General features: G+C 47.9%; 15 protein-coding genes. 10 read left to right on the plus strand and 5 right to left on the minus strand.

The annotated features are described in order from the left end of the window. Window positions 1-48: 48 nt before the first annotated feature. From ACFSVM_RS01100 to ACFSVM_RS01110, 3 genes are read left to right on the plus strand one after another with little or no spacing between them, the layout of a single operon-like run. Window positions 49-1,068, plus strand: coding sequence for a sugar-binding protein (locus tag ACFSVM_RS01100; RefSeq protein WP_076312302.1), 1,020 nt, complete (start codon window positions 49-51; stop codon window positions 1,066-1,068). Beyond that, window positions 1,065-2,597 (plus strand): sensor histidine kinase, encoded by a 1,533-nt coding sequence (locus ACFSVM_RS01105; protein ID WP_379259964.1) that lies wholly within the window; start codon window positions 1,065-1,067, stop codon window positions 2,595-2,597. Before ACFSVM_RS01100 ends, ACFSVM_RS01105 begins: the two co-directional genes overlap by 4 nt. Next, the gene (locus ACFSVM_RS01110) at window positions 2,590-4,167 is read left to right on the plus strand and encodes a response regulator (protein WP_379259966.1); all 1,578 of its coding nucleotides are present in this window, start codon (window positions 2,590-2,592) and stop codon (window positions 4,165-4,167) included. The genes ACFSVM_RS01105 and ACFSVM_RS01110 overlap by 8 nt, the downstream gene beginning before the upstream one ends. Window positions 4,168-4,258: 91 nt before the next feature. Here the strand turns inward: ACFSVM_RS01110 and ACFSVM_RS01115 are convergent, their stop codons facing one another. Then, window positions 4,259-5,206 carry a zinc-binding dehydrogenase gene (locus tag ACFSVM_RS01115; RefSeq protein ID WP_076312300.1) on the minus strand — a complete coding sequence of 316 codons (948 nt, stop codon included), beginning with the start codon at window positions 5,204-5,206 and terminating at the stop codon, window positions 4,259-4,261. A 243-nt stretch (window positions 5,207-5,449) separates the two neighbouring features. Here ACFSVM_RS01115 and ACFSVM_RS01120 point away from each other — a divergent pair, with 243 nt between their 5' ends. Genes ACFSVM_RS01120 through ACFSVM_RS01135 form a run of 4 tightly spaced genes read left to right on the plus strand, consistent with a single transcriptional unit; the run spans window position 5,450 to window position 10,125 of the window. Next, window positions 5,450-6,046 (plus strand): TetR/AcrR family transcriptional regulator, encoded by a 597-nt coding sequence (locus ACFSVM_RS01120; protein WP_371264599.1) that lies wholly within the window; start codon window positions 5,450-5,452, stop codon window positions 6,044-6,046. Between the two features lie 29 nt (window positions 6,047-6,075). Next, window positions 6,076-7,395 carry a cytosine permease gene (locus tag ACFSVM_RS01125; protein ID WP_076312298.1) on the plus strand — a complete coding sequence of 440 codons (1,320 nt, stop codon included), beginning with the start codon at window positions 6,076-6,078 and terminating at the stop codon, window positions 7,393-7,395. A gap of 4 nt (window positions 7,396-7,399) precedes the next feature. After that, a complete protein-coding gene (locus ACFSVM_RS01130; protein ID WP_379259970.1) occupies window positions 7,400-8,527 on the plus strand; it encodes a DUF917 domain-containing protein in 1,128 nt (375 codons plus the stop codon). Beyond that, window positions 8,524-10,125: an ROK family protein gene (locus ACFSVM_RS01135; RefSeq protein WP_379259972.1), complete on the plus strand. Its 1,602-nt coding sequence runs from the start codon at window positions 8,524-8,526 to the stop codon at window positions 10,123-10,125. The genes ACFSVM_RS01130 and ACFSVM_RS01135 overlap by 4 nt, the downstream gene beginning before the upstream one ends. Before the next feature lie 137 nt (window positions 10,126-10,262). Here ACFSVM_RS01135 and sdaAA read toward each other — a convergent pair whose 3' ends face one another. The 4 genes from sdaAA to ACFSVM_RS01155 all read right to left on the minus strand — a co-directional run bounded on the left by sdaAA (window position 10,263) and on the right by ACFSVM_RS01155 (window position 14,620). Further along, window positions 10,263-11,144 carry an L-serine ammonia-lyase, iron-sulfur-dependent, subunit alpha gene (gene sdaAA / locus ACFSVM_RS01140; RefSeq protein WP_076312296.1) on the minus strand — a complete coding sequence of 294 codons (882 nt, stop codon included), beginning with the start codon at window positions 11,142-11,144 and terminating at the stop codon, window positions 10,263-10,265. 47 nt (window positions 11,145-11,191) lie between these two features. Beyond that, on the minus strand, window positions 11,192-11,860 hold the full coding sequence (gene sdaAB, locus ACFSVM_RS01145; protein ID WP_379259974.1) for an L-serine ammonia-lyase, iron-sulfur-dependent subunit beta: 669 nt from the start codon (window positions 11,858-11,860) through the stop codon (window positions 11,192-11,194). 5 nt (window positions 11,861-11,865) lie between these two features. Then, window positions 11,866-13,308 carry a M20 family metallopeptidase gene (locus ACFSVM_RS01150; RefSeq protein ID WP_379259976.1) on the minus strand — a complete coding sequence of 481 codons (1,443 nt, stop codon included), beginning with the start codon at window positions 13,306-13,308 and terminating at the stop codon, window positions 11,866-11,868. 73 nt (window positions 13,309-13,381) lie between these two features. Beyond that, the gene (locus ACFSVM_RS01155; protein ID WP_379259978.1) at window positions 13,382-14,620 is read right to left on the minus strand and encodes an MFS transporter; all 1,239 of its coding nucleotides are present in this window, start codon (window positions 14,618-14,620) and stop codon (window positions 13,382-13,384) included. Between the two features lie 156 nt (window positions 14,621-14,776). Between ACFSVM_RS01155 and ACFSVM_RS01160 the strand changes: the two genes are divergently transcribed. The 3 genes from ACFSVM_RS01160 to ACFSVM_RS01170 all read left to right on the plus strand — a co-directional run bounded on the left by ACFSVM_RS01160 (window position 14,777) and on the right by ACFSVM_RS01170 (window position 20,081). Continuing rightward, window positions 14,777-16,834 carry a helix-turn-helix domain-containing protein gene (locus ACFSVM_RS01160; RefSeq protein ID WP_379262826.1) on the plus strand — a complete coding sequence of 686 codons (2,058 nt, stop codon included), beginning with the start codon at window positions 14,777-14,779 and terminating at the stop codon, window positions 16,832-16,834. 245 nt (window positions 16,835-17,079) lie between these two features. Then, window positions 17,080-18,966: a molecular chaperone HtpG gene (gene htpG / locus ACFSVM_RS01165; protein ID WP_379259980.1), complete on the plus strand. Its 1,887-nt coding sequence runs from the start codon at window positions 17,080-17,082 to the stop codon at window positions 18,964-18,966. A 269-nt stretch (window positions 18,967-19,235) separates the two neighbouring features. Beyond that, the gene (locus ACFSVM_RS01170; protein ID WP_379262828.1) at window positions 19,236-20,081 is read left to right on the plus strand and encodes a putative RNA methyltransferase; all 846 of its coding nucleotides are present in this window, start codon (window positions 19,236-19,238) and stop codon (window positions 20,079-20,081) included. The last annotated feature ends 12 nt before the right edge of the window (window positions 20,082-20,093 follow it).

Raw genomic sequence — 20,093 nt, forward strand, 5'->3', positions numbered from 1 at the left:
TTACATTTATCATTCCATACCTAGCCAGGTTAAGAGGGAGGCTCCCGCTTGTTCAAGCCACGGATACGGCCGCATTATATACTGATTGTCTTGCTGCTTCTATTGACGGTGTCGATATCTTTGTTTCATCTATTGAAAGCGCTTCATTATGAGTCCGGCATGTCTTCCATCACTCATTCACATGATCCTGAGGTCCATCTGGTTCTGATTTCGCAGGAGCTCGATAATCCCTATTGGCGCCTGATTGAGCATGGAGCAAGAAGCGCAGCAGAGCAAAACAACGCCACACTTGAATATATTGGTCCTGTGGAAGCCAGCGTCAGTGAGCAGATCCGACTGATTGAAATGGCGGTAGCCTCCAAAATCGACGGCATCCTGACCCAAGGGCTTGATGATGAGCAGTTTATTTCCATTGTAAGTCAGGCCATGGATATGGGGATTCCGGTGATCACCATTGATTCCGATGCCCCGGACAGCCGTCGTCTTGCTTATGTGGGGACTGATAATTACGCAGCAGGGTTCATGGCTGGAAAAGCACTGATTCAGGATACTGGCGGTAATGCGAACGTCGGCATCGTAACCGGAAGCTTCCATGCGGCTAATCTAAAAGATCGTGTCCGTGGATTTCTGGATGCGGTGAAGCGGGAGGATGGCATTCGTATCCTCGACATGAAAGAATCGAATATCGACCGGATCGGTTCCGCGTCCGCCGCTTATACGATGTCCAGGGAGCATGAAGCGCTGGATACTTTTTTTGGTACCAGTGCCCTGGATGCGATGGGGATCGCTCAAATGCTCAGTGACAGGAGTCAGGATTCCCAAGCCAGCGAGCAAATGAATATTCGAGTATTCGGATTTGATGACCTTCCGGAAACGATAGAGCTCATTAACCAGGGCATTGTTACTGCATCCATTGTACAGAAGCCCTATCAAATGGGAGCGGAGGGCGTGGAGCTGATGCTGGATTATCTTGGCGGCAAGCGGATTGTCAGTGTGTATAACACGGATGCCCGCATTATTCGAAAGGACGATCTGCCGATGTACAAGGGAGGGGACGGAGGTCTATGATCCACATCAAAACAAAGCTGATGCTGTTCTTCACCGTGCTGATCGTTCTTATTTCCGCCCTTGCCTTGTATTTGTATCAAAATAACAGCAACTCTCTCACTCAGTATGACCAGATATTGAAACGCTTTTTTCTGCTCAACGAAATCAATCAGCGTACGGTGCAGGTCAGCGGCTCCATTCAGGCTTTTGTTCAAAGCTCTGCTTCTGACCCTGAGCTGCTTGAGAATTATGAACGCCAGGCAGATGAGCTGGGGCAGCTGAACTCCACAATACTGCCCGAAATTGAAAATGACATGAATTACGTGCTCGTTAAGAATTACAGCAATATGATCTCGAGCTTTTTAGAACAGGGCAGACAGACCATCGATCAGGCAAGAGGTACTGATCTGGCGGCTTACTATGAACGAATGACACAAACAGATCGGACTGCCGGGTTCATCCAGGATACGACGCTGAAGCTGATTAACAGCGAGCTGTCCAATTACCAGACCTTTTATGACCTGATGAACGCGAAGAATGAGCATCTGCAAAATATGGCCGTGTATGCTTTTTTGGCTGCTGCCCTATTATGCACCCTGTTTACGTTCTGGTTCTCGGAAGGGATAACGAATCCCATTCGCCGGTTATCGGCGGCAGCAAGGCAAATCTCGCGCGGGAATCTGGCGGTAAGCGAAGTGAAGGTGAACAGCCGGGATGAGCTGCAGTTTCTGGCGGAGACGTTTAATGGAATGTGTGCGAATATCCGCCAGCTCGTGGCAGAAATGAAGCAGAAATCAGAGCTGGATGCCCTTGTCAAGAAAATGGAGATTCGGAGTCTGCAAAATCAGATCAACCCTCACTTTCTGTTTAATACGCTCAATATGGTATCCAAGATGGCCTATGTAGAAGGGGCAGAGAAGACAAGTGATCTGGTGGACTCTATTTCGGCGCTGCTGAGGTATAACTTGAAGAAAATGCATAACGACGTTGTGCTGCGGGACGAGATCGCCATTGTAAGGGAGTATTTTTACATTCAACAAATGCGATTCGGTGAGCGGATTCACTTCTCCGAGACGATTGATGAGTCCTGTCTTAGCTATGTAGTACCTTCACTGACCATTCAGCCGCTCATCGAAAACAGCTTTGTGCATGGAATTGAGTCTTATGAGGATGGTGGTGAGCTGTCACTGCATATCTATAGACAGGATGACCTTGTCATTGTTGAAATTCGTGATAATGGTATAGGTATGAAAGAAGAACAAATATCGAAGCTGCTCAGACAATCTGTGCCCCCTGATGGAACAACCGCAGTAACCCTTGGGCATGAAACGACTGAAGGATATAGTGCAGGAAGGGAAGAGCAGCGGTGGACGGAGAACGTACCCTCGCCGCCTTCTGCAAACGGTATTGGACTTACAAATGTGCTGAAGCGTCTCAGGCTGTACTACCAGCGTGAAGACATCATGGATATTGAATCGTCCCCGGGACAGGGGACGATTATTCGATTGAAGCTGCCCTGCACGAAGGAGGAGAAAGCCGCCTATGTTTAAGATGCTTATCGTGGATGACGAACTGATTGAACGCAGTGCTCTCCGAATGATAGTAGAGAGAAATCTGCCCGATGTTGAGGTCGTGGGCGAAGCGGAGAATGGGAGAATGGCCATCGAGATGGCGGAAAGGCTGCTGCCTGATCTGGTTACGATGGACATTAAAATGCCAGGGACAGATGGTATTGAAGCTGTATCCGTTCTGTACAGCAGTCTGCCTAACACGAAGGTGATCATGGTTTCGGCATTTGATGAATTTGAGTATGCGCGGAGCGTGATGAAGTACGGGGTGAAGGAATACCTGCTAAAGCCTTGTAAGAAAGATCAAATTGTGAGCGCAATTCAAGCGGTGATGAAGGATATTGATGAAGACAGACGAGAGCTTTCACACATCAATGCGCTAAGACATCAGGCGGAACAGACAAAGGCACTGCTCGAAACCGATTGGGTATCCTCCATCTGTCAATCACGAACGCTCGGTGCAGAACTTATGAGTTGGCAGCAAGAAGCAGGTATTTCAGCAGATTCAGCCGGATATGCCTGTGTACTGAGGGTTGTTTTGAATCAGGAGCAGGGGCAGGAAGGTTTATTTCAAATTCAGGATTGGATACGTAAACGCACGTCGGCATATGGCTTCTGTCTTGCAGGACCGTTCATCGGACAGCATCTTCCGCTGCTGATGTTTCCTGATCGGATGAATAATGGAAGCGGCCTCTCTGTTCGTGCAAGAGCAGCTCATCTAACGAGAAGCCTGCTGCAGGAAGCGCAGCGTATGTTTCCTTCCAGCGGGATGACGGCAGGAATCGGAATGCTGAGGCTCAGCAGGGCAGGCTGGATGAGATCTTATCAAGAGGCTGTGCTCGCATCTGGTGAACCGCGTGCCTTCTGCAGCTGTTTCTATGAGGATCTGCCCGCTGGGACGGAGGAATCATACCCTTATCCTCATGCTTGTGAGCAGCGGCTGCTGCTTATGGTGGGACGCGGGAACGTGGAGGAGGCAAGGGTCGTGTTTTCCCAGTACATGAACGAGCTGCTTGAGATGACAAGATATCAGGCGGCAAGGGTTCAGCATGATCTGAACAAGCTGTTTGCTCAAATGCTGAGCAAGTTGAAGGAGAAGGGGATATCTCTTCCTAAGCTTGGTGGATTTCACGATCTGAATGACGCCGAAGATATACGCAGGCATGCTCTATTTCAATTGGATCTTGTGCTGGATGCACTGGACACATGGTATGCGGATGAATACAGAGGCAGTATCGAAAAAGCAAAGGTATATATTGCTGAACACTACGGAACGGAGCTGTCACTGGAGGAAGTTGCTGATTATGCGGGACTGAATCCTCATTATTTCAGTAAGATTTTTCATGAGAGATGCGGTATAACCTTCATTGATTATTTGACAGGAATTCGAATCGAAAGAGCTCGGGAGCTGCTCAGTGATCCCCGCCATATTTTGAAGGATATTAGTCAGAGGATCGGATACAGGGACCCGAATTACTTTAGCCGTGTCTTCAAGAAGATGGTTGGCATGTCACCTTCCGAATATCGGAGTGCTTCACTTAAAGGGGGATAGGCTTATGGCCAGCCGATGAAAATGAGATATCAATATAAATATAAATAGACCTCTCAGCCTTACGCTTGGAGGCCTATTTATATATTGACTATTACATAATGGCAACGAGACGCCCTGTTACTTCATGACGTTCCAGACGGCCGAGTCCTTCGCCAATCTCATCAAAGGTAATTTCGGTAATTGCAGGAGAGATGTCTCCAGATGCCATCAGCTTATACACTTCAGCAATATCATACTTATCGCCGCCCACGCTGCCTAATAGGCTCGCTGCTTTCAGAATCAATGGGTCCGTGTTAATCGTGGATTCCAGTTTGCCCATACCGACAAGAACAACGGTGCCACCAGGGGCTACCACATCAATGGCTCCAGCTGTAGTTGTGCCGAAACCAGCGTAGTCTACGATTAAATCAGGAGCAATGTCAGCCAGCTCTTTAATATCCTGATAAACGGCCTTCACGCCGATGGATTCAGCCAATTCACGTGCTTTAGGACTTACATCTACGGCATGTACCTCAATGCCGGCTACAACAGCTGCACGTGCTGCAATCTGTCCAAGTCCGCCGATCCCGATCACAGCTACTTTCATGCCTGGCTTCGCTCCGCCACGTTTAAACATCGCATGATAGGATGTCATGCCAGCGTCGGTTCCTGCCGCTGCTTGTGCAAAGGTTACTCCGTCAGGAATAGGAACAAGGTCAATTGCCGGTGCGGATACTTTATCTGCATAACCGCCGTCATATCCGTATCCAGGACCCATGCCTACAAGACTCACTGGACAGACGCCGACGCGATCACCCACCTTGAAATCCGTAACCCCTTCACCAACCTCAGTGATAATGCCTGCCACTTCATGGCCCATAATGATGGGTTTCTTTTCAATGATATTAAGCCACTTCTCATCACGTAATGCACCCACATCGGAGTGACATAGACCTGCTGCCTTAACTTCAATAACAACACGGCCCTCAGTTGCTACGGGATCTGGCTTCTCAACCAATTTTAGCGGCACATTTGTCGTCGTAAATTCCCAACCCTTCATGTTATCTCCTTCTTTCTCCATTCATTTCATATTAAGTATCATGTCTTGCTAGGGCTAATATTACCGTTATTTTCAAATGAAATTCAAATTTCTTCGAGATTTAACACTTCAATATAAGGATTGGGACGTAAAATGCGCAAAGGGGTATAGAGAATACAATAAAAATAATACCTGTTGTATTTTTATACACGTAGACGTATAATTCACTTAATTAACGTTAATTAAAACTAGGATGTGACATTGTTGACGACCAGAAATAAGTTGAGAGATACCGCCATCAGGCTGTTCGGAGAGAAGGGCTACGACGGAACAGCACTATCTGAAATCGCAAAGGCAGTCGGAGTGAAAACACCGGCCATTTATGCTTTTTATGCCAATAAAGAGGATCTGTTCATCACGGCCTTTAAGGAGGCTATGCAGGCATATAACCAGTTTATTCAGGAACTGCATACTTCGAAGGTACGGGCGGATGCCAAGACCACCCTTCGTAACGTACTTGCAAGACAGTATGAGTTCTACGTGGAGAGCACGGAAACCAATCTATTCGTCATTCGGACACTCCTGTTTCCTCCTTTATTTCTCAAACAGGAAGTGGAGGCGGCATTTGCGGACTCAGATCAGCTGCTATCTCAGGTACTGGAGAGCATTATGGTACAGGGTATGGAGGAGAATCTCATTCCGGATCAGAAGATACAGCCGCTGGTGGATGCTTTCTTAACTTTGATGGACGGACTTGCTATGCAGTATTTCTATTACGGCTCCAAGGAAGTTTTTGAACGTAAGCTGGAACATGCCTTTGACGTGTTCTGGAGAAGTGCAGAGTACGTGACGACAACTTAAGAGCCGGTTCAACCAAGGGGGATCTTGACATGAATGAGGCAAAAAGCGTAATTGAGAACAGCAACGAAGCAAAAATATTAGAAGACTTTGAACGGGAGCCGGTGCCGCAGCATCTGCGTAAGAAATGGCTGACCATGGCCTTCGTATGGATTGCGATTGGAATCGACCTGTCTGCTATGTTTCTAGGTGCAGAGCTCGGAGCAGGGATGAAATTGTCCAGCTCGCTGACCGCAACCTTTATAGGGTCCTTAATTTTGGGTCTCATCGGCGCGCTGTGTGCTTATGTAGGGGCAAAGACGGGGCTCTCCACAGCCATGATAAGCCGGTTCTTGTTTGGAAATAGGGGAGCACGGATTATATCTGTAGTGCTTGGTATTTCCTCGCTCGGCTGGTTTGGTGTTCAGACCGGATTTTTTGCCAGCAATATGCAAACAGCACTTCATGAAATATGGGGAGTCAACCTGTCACTTGGCCTGTTGTCCTTCATCGGCGGCATGCTGATGATGTCTACGGCGATCTGGGGCTACCGTGCGATTGAGAAGCTCAGCGTGTGGTCCGTGCCACTGCTGGTGATTTTTATTTTAATTGCCTTGTATATGGCGTTTCATATGAATGGAACAACTGCCATCTGGGCGCCGATCAGCGCACAGCCAATACCTATGGGTACAGCGATCTCACTCGTTATCGGTATATTTATGCTGGGAACGGTGCTCTCACCGGATATTGCGCGCTGGGCAAGAACGCCAAAGCATGCGATAATGGCCGCATTTGTCGGTTTTTTTGTAGGGAACAGCTTCATGACCGTCATTGCAATCTTCCTCTCCCGAGTGATGGATTCAAGTGATCTTACAGGGATATTCCTTACGATCGGTCTTGGACTTCCCGCCATTATTGTGCTGACACTGGCCCAGTGGACGACGAACACGAACAACCTGTATTCGGCTTCGCTTGGATTCTCGGTTGTGTTCTCCAAAGTACCCAAATTCGTTATTACCATTGTGGCAGGTCTGGTTGCAACCCTGCTCGGGGTGTTCGGCATTTATGACAGCTTTCTCTCGTTTCTCACTTTGATTACGATGCTGATCGCCCCGATCGGCGGTATTTACACAGCGGAATATTTACTCGTGGACAGATCAAAATTTACGTTTGAGGGTCTGGATAAGAACAAGAATTGGATGGTGCGATCACTCATTGTATGGGCCGTATCCAGCCTGTTTGCATACATGACGACAGCAGCGCCGGACGGGCTCGGCCTATTCCAGCTTACGCAGGTTCCTGCACTTGACGGCTTCCTCTTCGCTTTTGTAGTGCAGTGGCTGGTCGCTAAGGTGTTCAGCAAGAAAGGATGACAACATGACAAGCATAAATCGTATGAATAGACTTACAGAGCTTACAGAAGAAGCGATTGAATATATTGCAGTAGGTGCAGCTGTCCTCGGTACAGGGGGCGGCGGCGATCCGCATATCGGCAAACTGATGGCTATAGGAGCCATTAAGAAATACGGGCCGGTAACAGTGGTCTCTCCTGAGGATCTCGGAGATGATGATCTAGTAGTGCCGTTCTCTATGATTGGTGCGCCAACGGTGATGAATGAGAAAATTCCGGCGCACGAGCAGATGAGTAAGCCATTAGATCTGATTGAAAAAGAGCTTGGCAGAAAGATTACCGCTCTTATGCCGATTGAGGTTGGAGGAGGCAATTCACTTATTCCGGTCATTGCGGCAGCAGAGCGGGGCATTCCTGTGCTCGATGCGGATGCGATGGGCCGGGCTTTCCCGGAATCACAAATGGTTACCTTTTATCTCGATGGTATGGACCCGAGTCCGATTACGATGGCGGATGAACGGGGAAATGCGGTGCTGATGCATGCAATTGACGGCATATGGGAGGAACGGATGGCCCGGGCGGTCACGATCCAGATGGGCGGCTCCGCATCGATCTGCGATTACCCGGCAACCGGTGCACAGATGAAGAAAAGTGTGATTCCACATACGTTATCTCTTGCATATGAGATTGGCAAAACGTTGTTTGAATCGAAGGAGCAGAAGCAGCATCCCATCGAAGCACTGCTTAAGCAGTTGAACGGGTATGCCTTGTTCCATGGCAAGGCGTCAGATATCCGCCGCCGGATGGAGGGAGGCTTCACGCGTGGTGAAGCGACCTTTGAAGGTACTGGCGAGCATAAAGGCCGGACGATGAAGCTGTTTTTCCAGAATGAATTCCTGCTGGCGGTAGAAGGAGAGCAATCTCTTGCTGTAACCCCAGATTTGATATCTCTATTAGACCAAGATACGGGTATGCCAATTACGACAGAGAACCTGAAGTATGGTGCCCGGATCACGGCTGTCGGTTTCCCTTGCGATCCGAAGTGGCGAACGCCAAAGGGCCTTGATACCGTTGGACCGAAGTATTTCGGCTATGACGTTCCTTATGTGCCAATTGAAGAGCTGGCAGCGAAGAAAGGAGCGGATCAGCTATGAATTTAAAGAGAGAAGTGCAGCTGACTGGTGCGGAATTATATCGCATAGGTATTGATGTAGGCGGTACGAATACCGATGCGGCACTGCTTGATTCCAGGCTGAATACGATTCATACGGTGAAGGTGCATACCACGAAGGATGTGAATGAGGGTATAGTTGAAGCCGTTCGCAAGCTGCTGGAAGAAAGCACGGTGAACCCTGCATTCATCAAGTATGCCATGCTGGGAACGACACACTGTACGAATGCGATCGTGGAAAGAAAGAATCTGGGCAAAGTCGGACTCATCCGGATCGGAGCACCTGCGGCAACGACCATTCCTCCACTAACGGGCTGGGATGAAACTCTTGCCTCTGTGATCGGCAATCATGCCTATATGGCCAGAGGTGGTTATGAATATGACGGGCGCACCATTGTTGATATGGATGAGGAGGAAATTCGAAATCTGTGTGAGCGAATGAAGGGTGAGGTAGCATCCGTTGCTATTTGCGGTATCTTCTCTCCAGTGAACACTTCACAGGAGAAGCGGGCCGCGGAGATTGTTCGAGAAGTGCTCGGTGAGGACATGGTAGTAACCCTCTCCCACGAAATTGGCAGCATCGGTCTCCTGGAACGGGAGAATGCCTCTATATTGAACGGCGCTCTTCTTGGTGTCATTTCGGGTGTAGTCCAGGGATTCGAAGCAGCGCTTGAGAGCTTCGGCATTCAAGCCGGTGTCTATATCTGTCAAAATGACGGAACGCTGATGCGCAGTGATTATGCACTTCGTTATCCCATATTGACGATTGCGTGCGGACCGACCAACTCGATCCGTGGAGCTGCACATTTATCTGGACTGAGTGACGCACTGGTCGTGGATATCGGCGGTACGACAACGGACATTGGCGTTCTCAGCCAAGGCTTCCCACGGCAGTCCTCTGCTGCTGTAACACTGGGTGGTGTAAGAACGAACTTCCGAATGCCGGATATTCTATCCATTGGTATTGGGGGAGGAACGATTGTCCGTACGGAGAAATCAAGCGATAGCGAGAGTGGGCTCATTGTTACCGTAGGGCCTGACAGTGTCGGTTATGAGCTGACGAAGCGGGGTACCCTCTTCGGTGGAGATACGCTGACGGCGACGGATGTCGTGGTGAAGCTCGGCAGGACACAGTGGGAAGGCGCTCAAATCGAGGGGATTGACGAGGCAATCTGTATCCAAGCAGATGAAATCATGAAGACCGATATTGAGGATGCTATTGACCGAATGAAGTCGAGTAGTGCGCCAGTCGATGTCATTCTGGTTGGCGGTGGAAGTATATTGGTGCCGGAGGAGCTTGAGGGTGTGGCCCGCATTATTCGCCCAGAATATTATGGTGCGGCGAATGCAATTGGTGCAGCTCTTGGCGAAGTGAGCGGGGAAACGGAACGCATCTATTCACTCGATGAACTGACCTATGATGAAGTAAAGGAAGATGCCCGCAGTTATGCGGTAGAGCAGGCGGTTCGGGCAGGAGCAGACCGGGAGACTGTCCAAATCGTCTTTACCGAGGATATTCCACTCGCTTACCTGCCAGGGAATGCACTGCTGGTTAAGGTGAAGGCCGCAGGAAGATTATAACAAAAGATCATGAACAAAAGGCATCCTTCTCAGGTCTATAGACCTTGGGAAAGATGCCTCTTTTATGCAAAGGAATTTCATTTACTTGTTGATTATTCATTTCATTATTCAAGAAACTAATACTTGAGCTGTGAGAATTAATATGGGTTATGCTGCAAATCTCTTGTTATCTTACGACCTGTCGGGGTCTGAGCCAAGCCGCCGCCAGCTGTTTCCCGCAGCGATTCAGGCATGGCCGATCCCACTTCGAGCATGACCTGAACCACTTCGTCCGAAGGGATGATACTTCGAACCCCGGCCAGTGCCATGTCGGCTGCTCCGAGTGCCGTAATGGCGCCGAATCCGTTGCGAACGATGCATGGGATCTCGACCAGGCCTGCCACTGGATCGCAGATCAAGCCAAGCGTATTTTTCAAGGCAAGTCCTACAGCATGAATCGCCTGAGCAGGTGATCCTCCTCGAATATCGACGAGGGCACCTGCTGCCATACCGATGGCGGATCCCACTTCCGCCTGGCAACCGCCTTCTGCTCCAGAGATAAAGGAGTTATTTGCGATCACATAACCTATGGCTCCGGAAGCGAACAAGCCGTAAACCATTTGTTCATCCGTCCACCCGAACCTTTCCTGGCTGCTGATGAACACGCCGGGAATAATGCCGCAGGAGCCGGCCGTCGGTGTCGCAATGATCCGTCCCATGGAAGCGTTGACCTCGGATACCGCAAGAGCGTAAGTCATCGACAAGCTTGCATGATCTCCGAGCATGGATTGTCCGTTCTCACGATAACTTAGCATTTTTCTAGCGTCTCCTCCGGTTAGCCCGCTCTTGGAGGTTGTATCGGTATGCAGTCCCTGATGGACCGCTTTTTTCATAATTTCGTAGTATTCCTTCATTTGAGCAAATACGGCATCCTGGTCCTCGCCTGATTCCAGACATTGTTCCTCCAGCATGAGTCTGCCAAGGGAGAGCTCTCTGGATTCCGCCAGCTCTGCCAGTTGTTTTAATGTTCGAAAGTTCATAAGCGTAAGACTCCTTTATACATGAGATACAGAAAAATGGGGCTTGCTTACAAGATGAGAAGATTAACTTCCTGAATCTCAGGTAAAGTCTTTATTCGTTCAACCAAGGGTGAATGGATCTTACCGTCGCATTCCATGACCATCATGGCTTCACCGCGGCGGTTTTTTCGATCGACAGACATATGACCAATATTAATGCCGGCATCAACCAGCATTCTGGTAACTACGGCGATAACGCCTGGCTCGTCAATATGGCGAAGGATCAGTGTTGGATACAGCCCCGTCATCTTTAGGTGATAGCCGTTGATCCGAACGATTTCGATATTCCCGCCTCCGATCGAAGTGCCCACCAAGTTAAGCAGGCGGTCTCCCCCTTTATTTGTCAGGATAATCTCAGCTGTATTGGGATGAGGATAGAGTCCGGTTCCGGGGCCAATGGTAGTGTCCATTCCAGCCGCTTCTGCATGAACAAAGGCATCAGGAAGTCTTGGATCATCCGTATTCATGTCCAGTAGTCCTCCAACGATAGCTGTATCCGTCCCGTGCCCGCGGTATGTTGCCGCAAACGAGCCGAACATCTTGATCTCAGCATGTGCCGGGCATTCTCCGAACAGTAGTCTTGCTGTACGTCCGATACGTGCCGCACCCGCAGTATGGGAGCTGGACGGTCCGACCATGGCCGGACCTATGATGGAAAAAACGTCTTTAAATCTCAATTCGATCAAGCTCCTCGTTTTGGGGGCTGCACATCTTGTGGAACAAGACAGTCGTACACTTCGCCGCCCAATCTTTCTTTAAATTCCTTATTTGCTTCGGCGACGATACTTGGATCAAGTATGGATTCAATCGCTGTTGCCGCCATCGCTTTAGCCGCGAGCAGCATTCCTTTGTGAGCATAAGTGCTCTTGCCCTGCGCTACGGTCTGCCATGCATGAAGGGGGGTTCCGAACGCCATTGTTGTTGTTACACACTGTGCGGTCGGTACGTTCCAGCTGACATCAGCCACATCCGTTGACCCGCTCATAAACGTTTCTTTATCGTCAGAGAATGGTGCGATAAAGCCGGGGAGCGGCCGCTCGGTTAGCACACCTGCAAGCTGGGGCCCAACCATAGCTTCTGCTTCCTGTTTATTTTGAAGGGGCAAGGTTTCATATATAGCCTTGGCGTAGGCATATTCTTCCTCTTCATATTGAGGGACTCCAAACTGAGTCAAATTCTTATACAATACTTTTTCGAGTGTACTATTCGGAATGAGGTTGGCACAGGCACCTTCATATTTAAATTCCATTTGTGTTTCGGTCATGAGAGAAGCACCTTCAGCAATCTTAATAAGTCGTTCGAACAGGCTGCGTACTTGATGTGTCTTAGGAGCGCGGACCAGGTAGGTCACCTCGGCCTCTGCCTGTACCACATTTGGTGAAAATCCGCCTGAATTTGTTATTGCGTAGTGCAGTCTCGCCTGGTCAATCATATGCTCGCGCATATAGTTCGCCCCGATGTTCATGAGCTCAACAGCATCCAAGGCGCTTCGTCCTTGATGAGGGGCTGCAGCTGCATGGGCACTGATCCCCTTGAAAGTAAAAGTGCCATGAATAACAGCATTCGAGCTGCCATGCATAACCGCGTTCATGGAGTGGGGATGCCAGGAGAGTGCGGCATCCACATCCTTGAAGTAACCTTCACGGGCAAGATAGGTTTTGCCATAGCCGCTTTCCTCGGCGGGACAGCCGTAGAAGCGGATCGTTCCGCTTGTACCGGGATGATCCTTAAGGTAATCTTTCACAGCGACAGCTGCTGCAAGTGCCCCGACGCCAAGCAGATTGTGCCCGCATCCATGACCATTTCCGCGAGCAGTGACAGGACTATACGCAGCAGTCCCTGCCTTTTGGCTCAAATCAGCCAGTGCATCATATTCACCTAACAAGGCGATGACCGGGCTGCCTGTCCCATAGGAGGCGATAAATCCGGTTTCAAGTCCAGCGACTTCTTTCTCCACAGAGAAATCTTCAGCTTCTAGAACATCGATGAGAAGCTTGGCTGATTGGAATTCATCGAATCTGGTTTCTGCAAAAGACCATACCTGGTCGCTTGCATTAGTGAACAGCTCGCTTTTTCCTTCGATGGCGTCAGATACATACTTGCTTAAATCGATCGTTGTTGTCATAGGAATACACCTCTCTATTGGCAGTAATTGATTATTGTAAGCAGGTTATTGAATCATAACCGCTTGATTCAACTTACACAGTGGTTGGCTGAATATCGGTTGGTTTGATCTTGTCAGAACGGCGTGACAGCATAAGTGAAGCGGAGCAGATTACAGCAAATGCGATCAGCATCACGAAGGCTGCAGTATACGATCCGCCTGAAGCTTCAACCAGGAAGCCTATAAGCATTGGCGTAAGGAAGCCGGCAAGCTGAGCACCGGTATTGATGAATCCATTTGCAGTTGCTACTACCGTTTCCGGCATCGTTTTAAGGGACTTTGAAATAATGAGTGTTGAAATGAAACCAGCGAGTGCTGTAACAATAGTTTGATGGGTAATGAACATGGCGATACTGCCGGCAGTGCTCATCAAGTACAGGAAAAGGGCAACGCATATGCCGAATACGGAAGCAATAATCCGATCTTTACCTGCGGGAATGCGGTCAAGTATATAGCCGCTGAGCAGCATGGTGAAAATGCTGATGACAGCCGGAATAGCAGAAAGTAGACCCATTTGCGTCATATCCAGCCCTCTCACATTGACCATATAAGTAGGCATCCAGGACTGCAGCCCCCAGTTCACGGCATAAATGCTGAAGTAACCGATAAACAGGTTCCAGATCATAGGGGTTTTAAGAACAACCTTAAATGGCACCTTTTCTTTAGGCGCAGGAACTGCCGCGGATTGCAGAGGCTGAGCCGGTTCTCTTAATAGGAAGAACATAAGGATTGTAACGAGAATTCCTACAGCACCGATGATATAGAACAGGGGCCGCCAGCCGATGGTTTCAAGCGCCTGACTCGTAAGGATCGGAGTTACAACACCCATAATTGCACCGGAGGCGAGCATAATTGACATCGCACTGCTTCTTTGATTTATCGGGAAAGTGGTAGCAATGGCCTTTGATCCAGATGGAAAAAAGCTGCCTTCTCCAATCCCGAACAGGAAGCGGACGAAGATGAGTGAGAACAGAGACCAGGCTGAGCCGGTCAAGATGGTGAAGATGGACCAGGCGAAGACAGAGACGAGAATGACTTTCCGATAGCCGAAACGGTCAGCGAGTGCCCCGCCCGGAATTTGCATAATAGCGTAGCCGAGGAAAAAACTGCTCAGAATGATTCCTTGGGCGGACGCGCTGAGACCCAGATCTTGTGTGATCCCTACAATGGCATAGTTCATCACAAACCGATCGAGATTGCCTAGACACCAGCCGAGAAATAAAAGAGCGAGTACAATGTACTTAAAGTTTTTGCTTTGTACGACCTTCGACATTGTGTTACCTTCTTTCTTATCAATTGTTATATTTATGCGTTTGTTATATTAAAGTTACAGGATGAAGGGGTTTTAATACAATGTATATCTTTGTATAATTAGCTCTATTATTATGTGAAAACCTACATTGACATGGGGGCGGAGCTATTGAACGGAGTGCTGCATGAAATCTTACATGAACGTTTAGGTAATTGGGATTATGAGATCTGGATGAGTGAGAATTGGTCGGATTGGCGGCTAATTACTTCGATTGGGGATAGGAAGACAGCTGCTCCTGAATTCCGATGCAATTCCCCTCTTCATCATCCGGAGTATCGGCTGGAAGAAGAAAATATTACGTTAGCTTTTCTTCCATATAACAACAACGTGTGTATATCTGTCCGACTGTTTTCAAAATGTGATTTTTCTGCAGAAGAACTGGTGGAGATTTCATCTCTCTTGTATCCGTATTATGCAGAAGCGGTAGCTGCAAAGCATGAGCGTGCGTTGAATGAAGTCATGAACAGCATTCGGGACGTGACTCAGCTGCTCGATCTGAATGAACTGCTCAGCCGAATTCTTGTAAGTGCGCTGTCTGTTATTCCTTATGAATGCATTGGTGTTCTGTGGCAATATGATCCTGAAATCGATGCCTTGACGGTTAAGGCAAGAGCAGGGGGGCTTGGCGAGGGGATGCTTCAAATGAAGCTGAAGCCAGGAGAAGGAATCATTGGGCATACATTCAGCAGAGGCACACCTAAATTGTATAGCAATATGCTGATGCTGGAGGATGATTTCGGCAATATGACGCTCGAAAATAGGCGTCATTTGAATACGGCTTATGATTTTGAAGATATTTGCGGTATTATTTCCGTTCCCATCAAGGTTGAAGGTCAAACGGAATGTGTGCTCATTGTCTATCAAAGGGGAAATGTGCCGCTGTTTACGGACTCAGATGTGAGGCTTCTGCAGAGCTTCGCGGATCAGGTGTCTATCGCACTGACGAATGCGAGGTTATATGACAACTTAAGCAGACAGAACGAAACACTTGTCAGACGGGATGAGATCCATTCTTCTTTGATGCGTTTATCGCTGCAAAATAAAGGTGCGGTGTCCATCGTCAGTGAGCTGACACGTATTATCGGCATACCGCTGACCTTTGTGGACTTTATTGATAATGAATGGTTTCCTAAACGGGGAAAGACGATAAGTAAATGGAGCATTGAGAGTCTGAGAGAGCGATATCGATCATTGAATCCTTCTGATTACTTGACCTTTGTTGCAGGAGCAGAAGGGGAGATGAATCAGTATCTATATCCCATCGCTTCCGCAAATCAATGCCTTGGCTATCTGATTATCCGTATGAATGAAAGACTCTCACCTTTGCAGCTGGTTGCACTTGAGCAGGGGAGCTCTGTACTCGCGCTGGAGCTGATGAGAAAGCAGTCTCTCGCTGAATTTTATTTCAAAAGAACACAGCAGTTTTTTAATGATCTCAGGCTCAGCAAAGATTCGGAGGAATACTGGGTGAAATCCGCAGAGATTGGTATTACTCCCAATACACAAATTATTGTTGCCTTGCTTGAATTCACGGACATGGTAAGTCCGGTTATGCTCAGCACTCTTTCACTTCAGCTTGTGTCCTATTTGCGGGAGAAGCTGCCCTCGGGGAACCTGCCCATCGCATTTGGCAGTGAAAGACGTATCACCGTCATGCTTGTTCCATCGGAAGCCCATAGGCCTGGAGAAATTGAAGAGAAGTTTATTGCCTCCTTGCCGAAATGGGAGAGCAAAAATAATACAAAGCTGTTCGGGGGCTTAGGTTCAATGCGCCTAGGGCTGGATGCCATTAATACGAGCTATCAGGAGGCAGATAAGGCGCTGGCCTATCAGAAGGCTCGTGGTGTGCAAGAGACGATACGTTACATGGATATCGGAGTAAATCGATTGTTTATCCGGCAGCCTGCTGAGGATCTGAATGCTTTTATAGCAGAGGTGTTTGAGCCGCTTAGAACAGCCAAAGGACAAGCCGGTGGGCTTGAGGAGACACTGATTACTTATATGGCCTGCGGCGGATCTGCGGCACAAGCAGCGAGCGAGCTTCATATTCATATCAATACACTGTATCAGCGCATTCATAAGATTGAAGAGATCTTAGGCATGTCTTTTAATAATCAGGAGCATCTTCTTCACTTGCAGCTGGCTTGTTACCTTCGGCAGTCGACTCGTTCCTAGAGGATACAGCACCCACTTTCTGAAATATATAAGAGGACAAGTTCAATATTGCTCTCATGAATTTACCTCCTACATGAAGGATCGAGCCTATTTTAATCGAAGTTATAGCGAATTGGGTTGATTTCAAATCCAAACTTGACATCAATTTTTCCAATATGATATATAAGTAGAAGAGTTAGCACTCTAAGGTTTAGAGTGCTAAAATTTTGAGCAAGGACGCTCATAGAATAGAAGGGAGACTAATCATGGCAACAAAGCAGTTTAAGGCCGAATCCAAGCGCTTGCTGGAGATGATGGTTAACTCTATTTACACGCAAAAGGAAATTTTTCTAAGAGAGCTTATCTCCAACGCCAGCGATGCGATTGACAAGATGTACTATAAGGCATTGGTTGAGGATCAGCTGACTTTTAATAACGAAGATTATTTCATTAAGATTACCGCAGATAAAGAAAACCGCACACTCACCATTTCAGACACAGGGATCGGGATGACGCAGGAGGAGCTGGAGAACAACCTGGGGATCATCGCGAACAGCGGATCTTTTGCGTTCAAGAACGAGAATGAGCTGAAGGACGGCCATAACATTATTGGACAATTCGGGGTGGGCTTCTATTCTGCGTTCATGGTTGCAGATGAGATTACGGTGATTACGAAGGCTTGGGGCAGCGAGCAGGCCTATAAATGGCAGTCTCATGGCGCAGATGGATACACGATTGATCCAGCTGACAAAGACAGCGTAGGAACTGATATCATTCTTCACATTAGAGAGAATACAGAAGAAGATTCTTACGATGAATTCCTGGAGGAGTATCGTCTTAGAACGATTATTAAGAAATATTCCGATTTCATTCGTTATCCGATCAAGATGGACGTGAAGACGCAGAAGCCGAAGGAAGATGCGGAGAACGAGTTTGAGGAAGTTACCGAAGAGCAGACCGTAAACAGCATGGTTCCGATCTGGCGCAAGAACAAGAGTGAGCTGACAGATGAAGACTATGAGAACTTCTATTTCGAGAAACGCTACGGCTTCGACAAGCCGCTGAAGCACGTACATATCAGTGCTGACGGTGCTGTTGTGTACAATGCCATTCTGTTTATTCCGGAGAAAACGCCGTTCGACTATTACACCAAGGAATATGAGAAAGGCCTTGAGCTCTACTCTAACGGCGTATTGATCATGGATAAATGCGGAGACCTGCTGCCGGATTACTTCAGCTTTGTCAAAGGGATGGTCGATTCCGAGGATCTGTCCTTGAACATTTCCCGCGAGCTGCTGCAGCATGATCGTCAATTGAAGCTGATCGCGAAGAACATCAAGAACAAGATCAAATCTGCGCTGCAATCCATGATGAAGGATGAGCGTGAGAATTATGAGAAATTCTACGAATCGTTTGGCAGACAGCTTAAATTTGGAGTATACAACGATTATGGCATGAACAAGGGCGATCTTCAGGATCTCCTGCTGTTCTATTCCTCCAAGGAGCAGAAGCTGGTCAGCCTGGCTGAATACGTCTCCCGTATGCCGGAAGATCAGAAATATATTTACTATGCAACAGGTGAGTCCGTGCAGCGTATTGAACGTCTGCCGCAAACCGAGCTCGTGGCGGATAAAGGCTATGAAATTCTCTATTTCACTGACGATGTGGATGAGTTCGCCATCAAGATGCTGATGAGCTACCAGGAGAAAGAATTCCGTTCTGTATCGAGCGGTGATCTTGGATTTGAAGCAGATAGCAGCGAAGAGGAAGCGGAAGCGAAGGAATCCGAGAACAAGGAATTGTTTGAGAAAATGCAGGAGCTCTTGGGCGGTAAAGTGAAGAGTGTCAAGGCTTCCAAGCGTCTCAAATCCCATCCGGTCTGCCTATCCGCCGACGGTGAAATCACCATCGAGATGGAGAAAGTGCTGAATGCGATGCCGAATGCAGACGGCCAGCAGGTCAAAGCCGACAAAGTGCTGGAGATTAATGCGAATCATGATGTGTTCAGTGCATTGAAGCAGGCGTTTGAGAACGATCAAGATAAATTCGCGGTGTACACCAGTGTTCTATACAACCAGGCGCTGCTGATTGAAGGACTTCAGGTGGAAGATCCCGTCGCGTTCACGAATGATATTTGCAAAATCATGGCGTAAGGTTTACTACAGCTTCATGCCACGGTAAAATAAAGTGAGAACAGAGGTTTCTGTTCTCACTTTTCTATTTTAAGGAGAACGACGTATGATAATTCAGTTCATTCGCTATCGTTAATGAGAGGTACAGATTATAAGTAAGCCCAGGCGTTTTTTTTAAAACTACAAGCCAGGGGTTTATTTTTCTGTGCCTTTTTCATTCTTACGATAAATGAATGAACGGGGTGTACTACGTGTTGAATTCTCATATGTTGCATTTGCTTCGTTGTCCCATGTGTCACGGAGTAATGGATTCAAGGTCTGGAAAAAGCCTGTTTTGTCCACAAGGACATACTTTTGATATATCGAAATTTGGTTACATTAATTTGCTGCTGCGTGCGGTTAAAACCCCATATGGTCGCACATTATTCCGTGCACGCAAGCAGCTGATCTCCGCTGGTAAGCTTGAACCACTGATTGAGGCAATCGCGGTAGGAATAATGAAGCATTTACCGGATCAATTTCGGTACAATAATACCTCCACACCGAATATGCTGCTGGATGCCGGATGCGGCGAAGGATCATTATTAATTCAGATTCAGCAGAAGCTTGTCTCCCTGACGAGACATGAATGGTTCGGTGCTGGGCTCGATATTTCCAAGGAAGGAATTCTGCTTGCGGCCAAGCAAGAAGCAGATAACCTCTGGTGCGTCGGAGATTTGGCCAGAATGCCGTTTAGGAGCAGCAGCTTTCCTTATATTCTGAATATCCTGTCCCCCTCCAATTATGAAGAGTTTCACAGACTGCTTACAGATGATGGCATCATCATTAAGGTTATTCCGGGCAGCGGGTATTTGCAGGAGCTGAGAAGCCGATTCTATGAGCATACGGCGCAGCAGTCGTACGATAATAAGCACACAATCGAGCATTTTTCCCATCATTACCACATCATTCGTGAGGAGAAGGTGAGCTACACACTTCAGCTTGACGCGGAGGAAATGGCTCATTTGGTTCATATGACACCCCTGACCTGGGGGATTGCAGAACATAAGCTGAAGGAAGTTATCAGGCAGCAGAATATTACTTTTGAGTATCATATTTTGTATGGCACAAAGAAGAATAACAACTTAAAGATATAGAAGGTGTGATTC

Origin of the sequence: Paenibacillus shunpengii, assembly GCF_042684905.1 — a bacterium.
Classification (GTDB): domain Bacteria; phylum Bacillota; class Bacilli; order Paenibacillales; family Paenibacillaceae; genus Paenibacillus; species Paenibacillus shunpengii.

What these genes read in the sequence shown, in the direction of transcription:
- ACFSVM_RS01150 (WP_379259976.1), bottom strand. Translation starts at nt 13,308, where the DNA reads ATGACAACAACGATCGATTTAAGCAAGTATGTATCTGACGCCATCGAA.
- ACFSVM_RS01170 (WP_379262828.1), top strand. Translation starts at nt 19,236, where the DNA reads ATGTGTCACGGAGTAATGGATTCAAGGTCTGGAAAAAGCCTGTTTTGT.
- htpG (WP_379259980.1), top strand. Translation starts at nt 17,080, where the DNA reads ATGGCAACAAAGCAGTTTAAGGCCGAATCCAAGCGCTTGCTGGAGATG.
- ACFSVM_RS01110 (WP_379259966.1), top strand. Translation starts at nt 2,590, where the DNA reads ATGTTTAAGATGCTTATCGTGGATGACGAACTGATTGAACGCAGTGCT.
- sdaAA (WP_076312296.1), bottom strand. Translation starts at nt 11,144, where the DNA reads ATGAACTTTCGAACATTAAAACAACTGGCAGAGCTGGCGGAATCCAGA.
- ACFSVM_RS01155 (WP_379259978.1), bottom strand. Translation starts at nt 14,620, where the DNA reads ATGTCGAAGGTCGTACAAAGCAAAAACTTTAAGTACATTGTACTCGCT.
- ACFSVM_RS01115 (WP_076312300.1), bottom strand. Translation starts at nt 5,206, where the DNA reads ATGAAGGGTTGGGAATTTACGACGACAAATGTGCCGCTAAAATTGGTT.
- ACFSVM_RS01125 (WP_076312298.1), top strand. Translation starts at nt 6,076, where the DNA reads ATGAATGAGGCAAAAAGCGTAATTGAGAACAGCAACGAAGCAAAAATA.
- ACFSVM_RS01105 (WP_379259964.1), top strand. Translation starts at nt 1,065, where the DNA reads ATGATCCACATCAAAACAAAGCTGATGCTGTTCTTCACCGTGCTGATC.
- ACFSVM_RS01135 (WP_379259972.1), top strand. Translation starts at nt 8,524, where the DNA reads ATGAATTTAAAGAGAGAAGTGCAGCTGACTGGTGCGGAATTATATCGC.
- ACFSVM_RS01130 (WP_379259970.1), top strand. Translation starts at nt 7,400, where the DNA reads ATGACAAGCATAAATCGTATGAATAGACTTACAGAGCTTACAGAAGAA.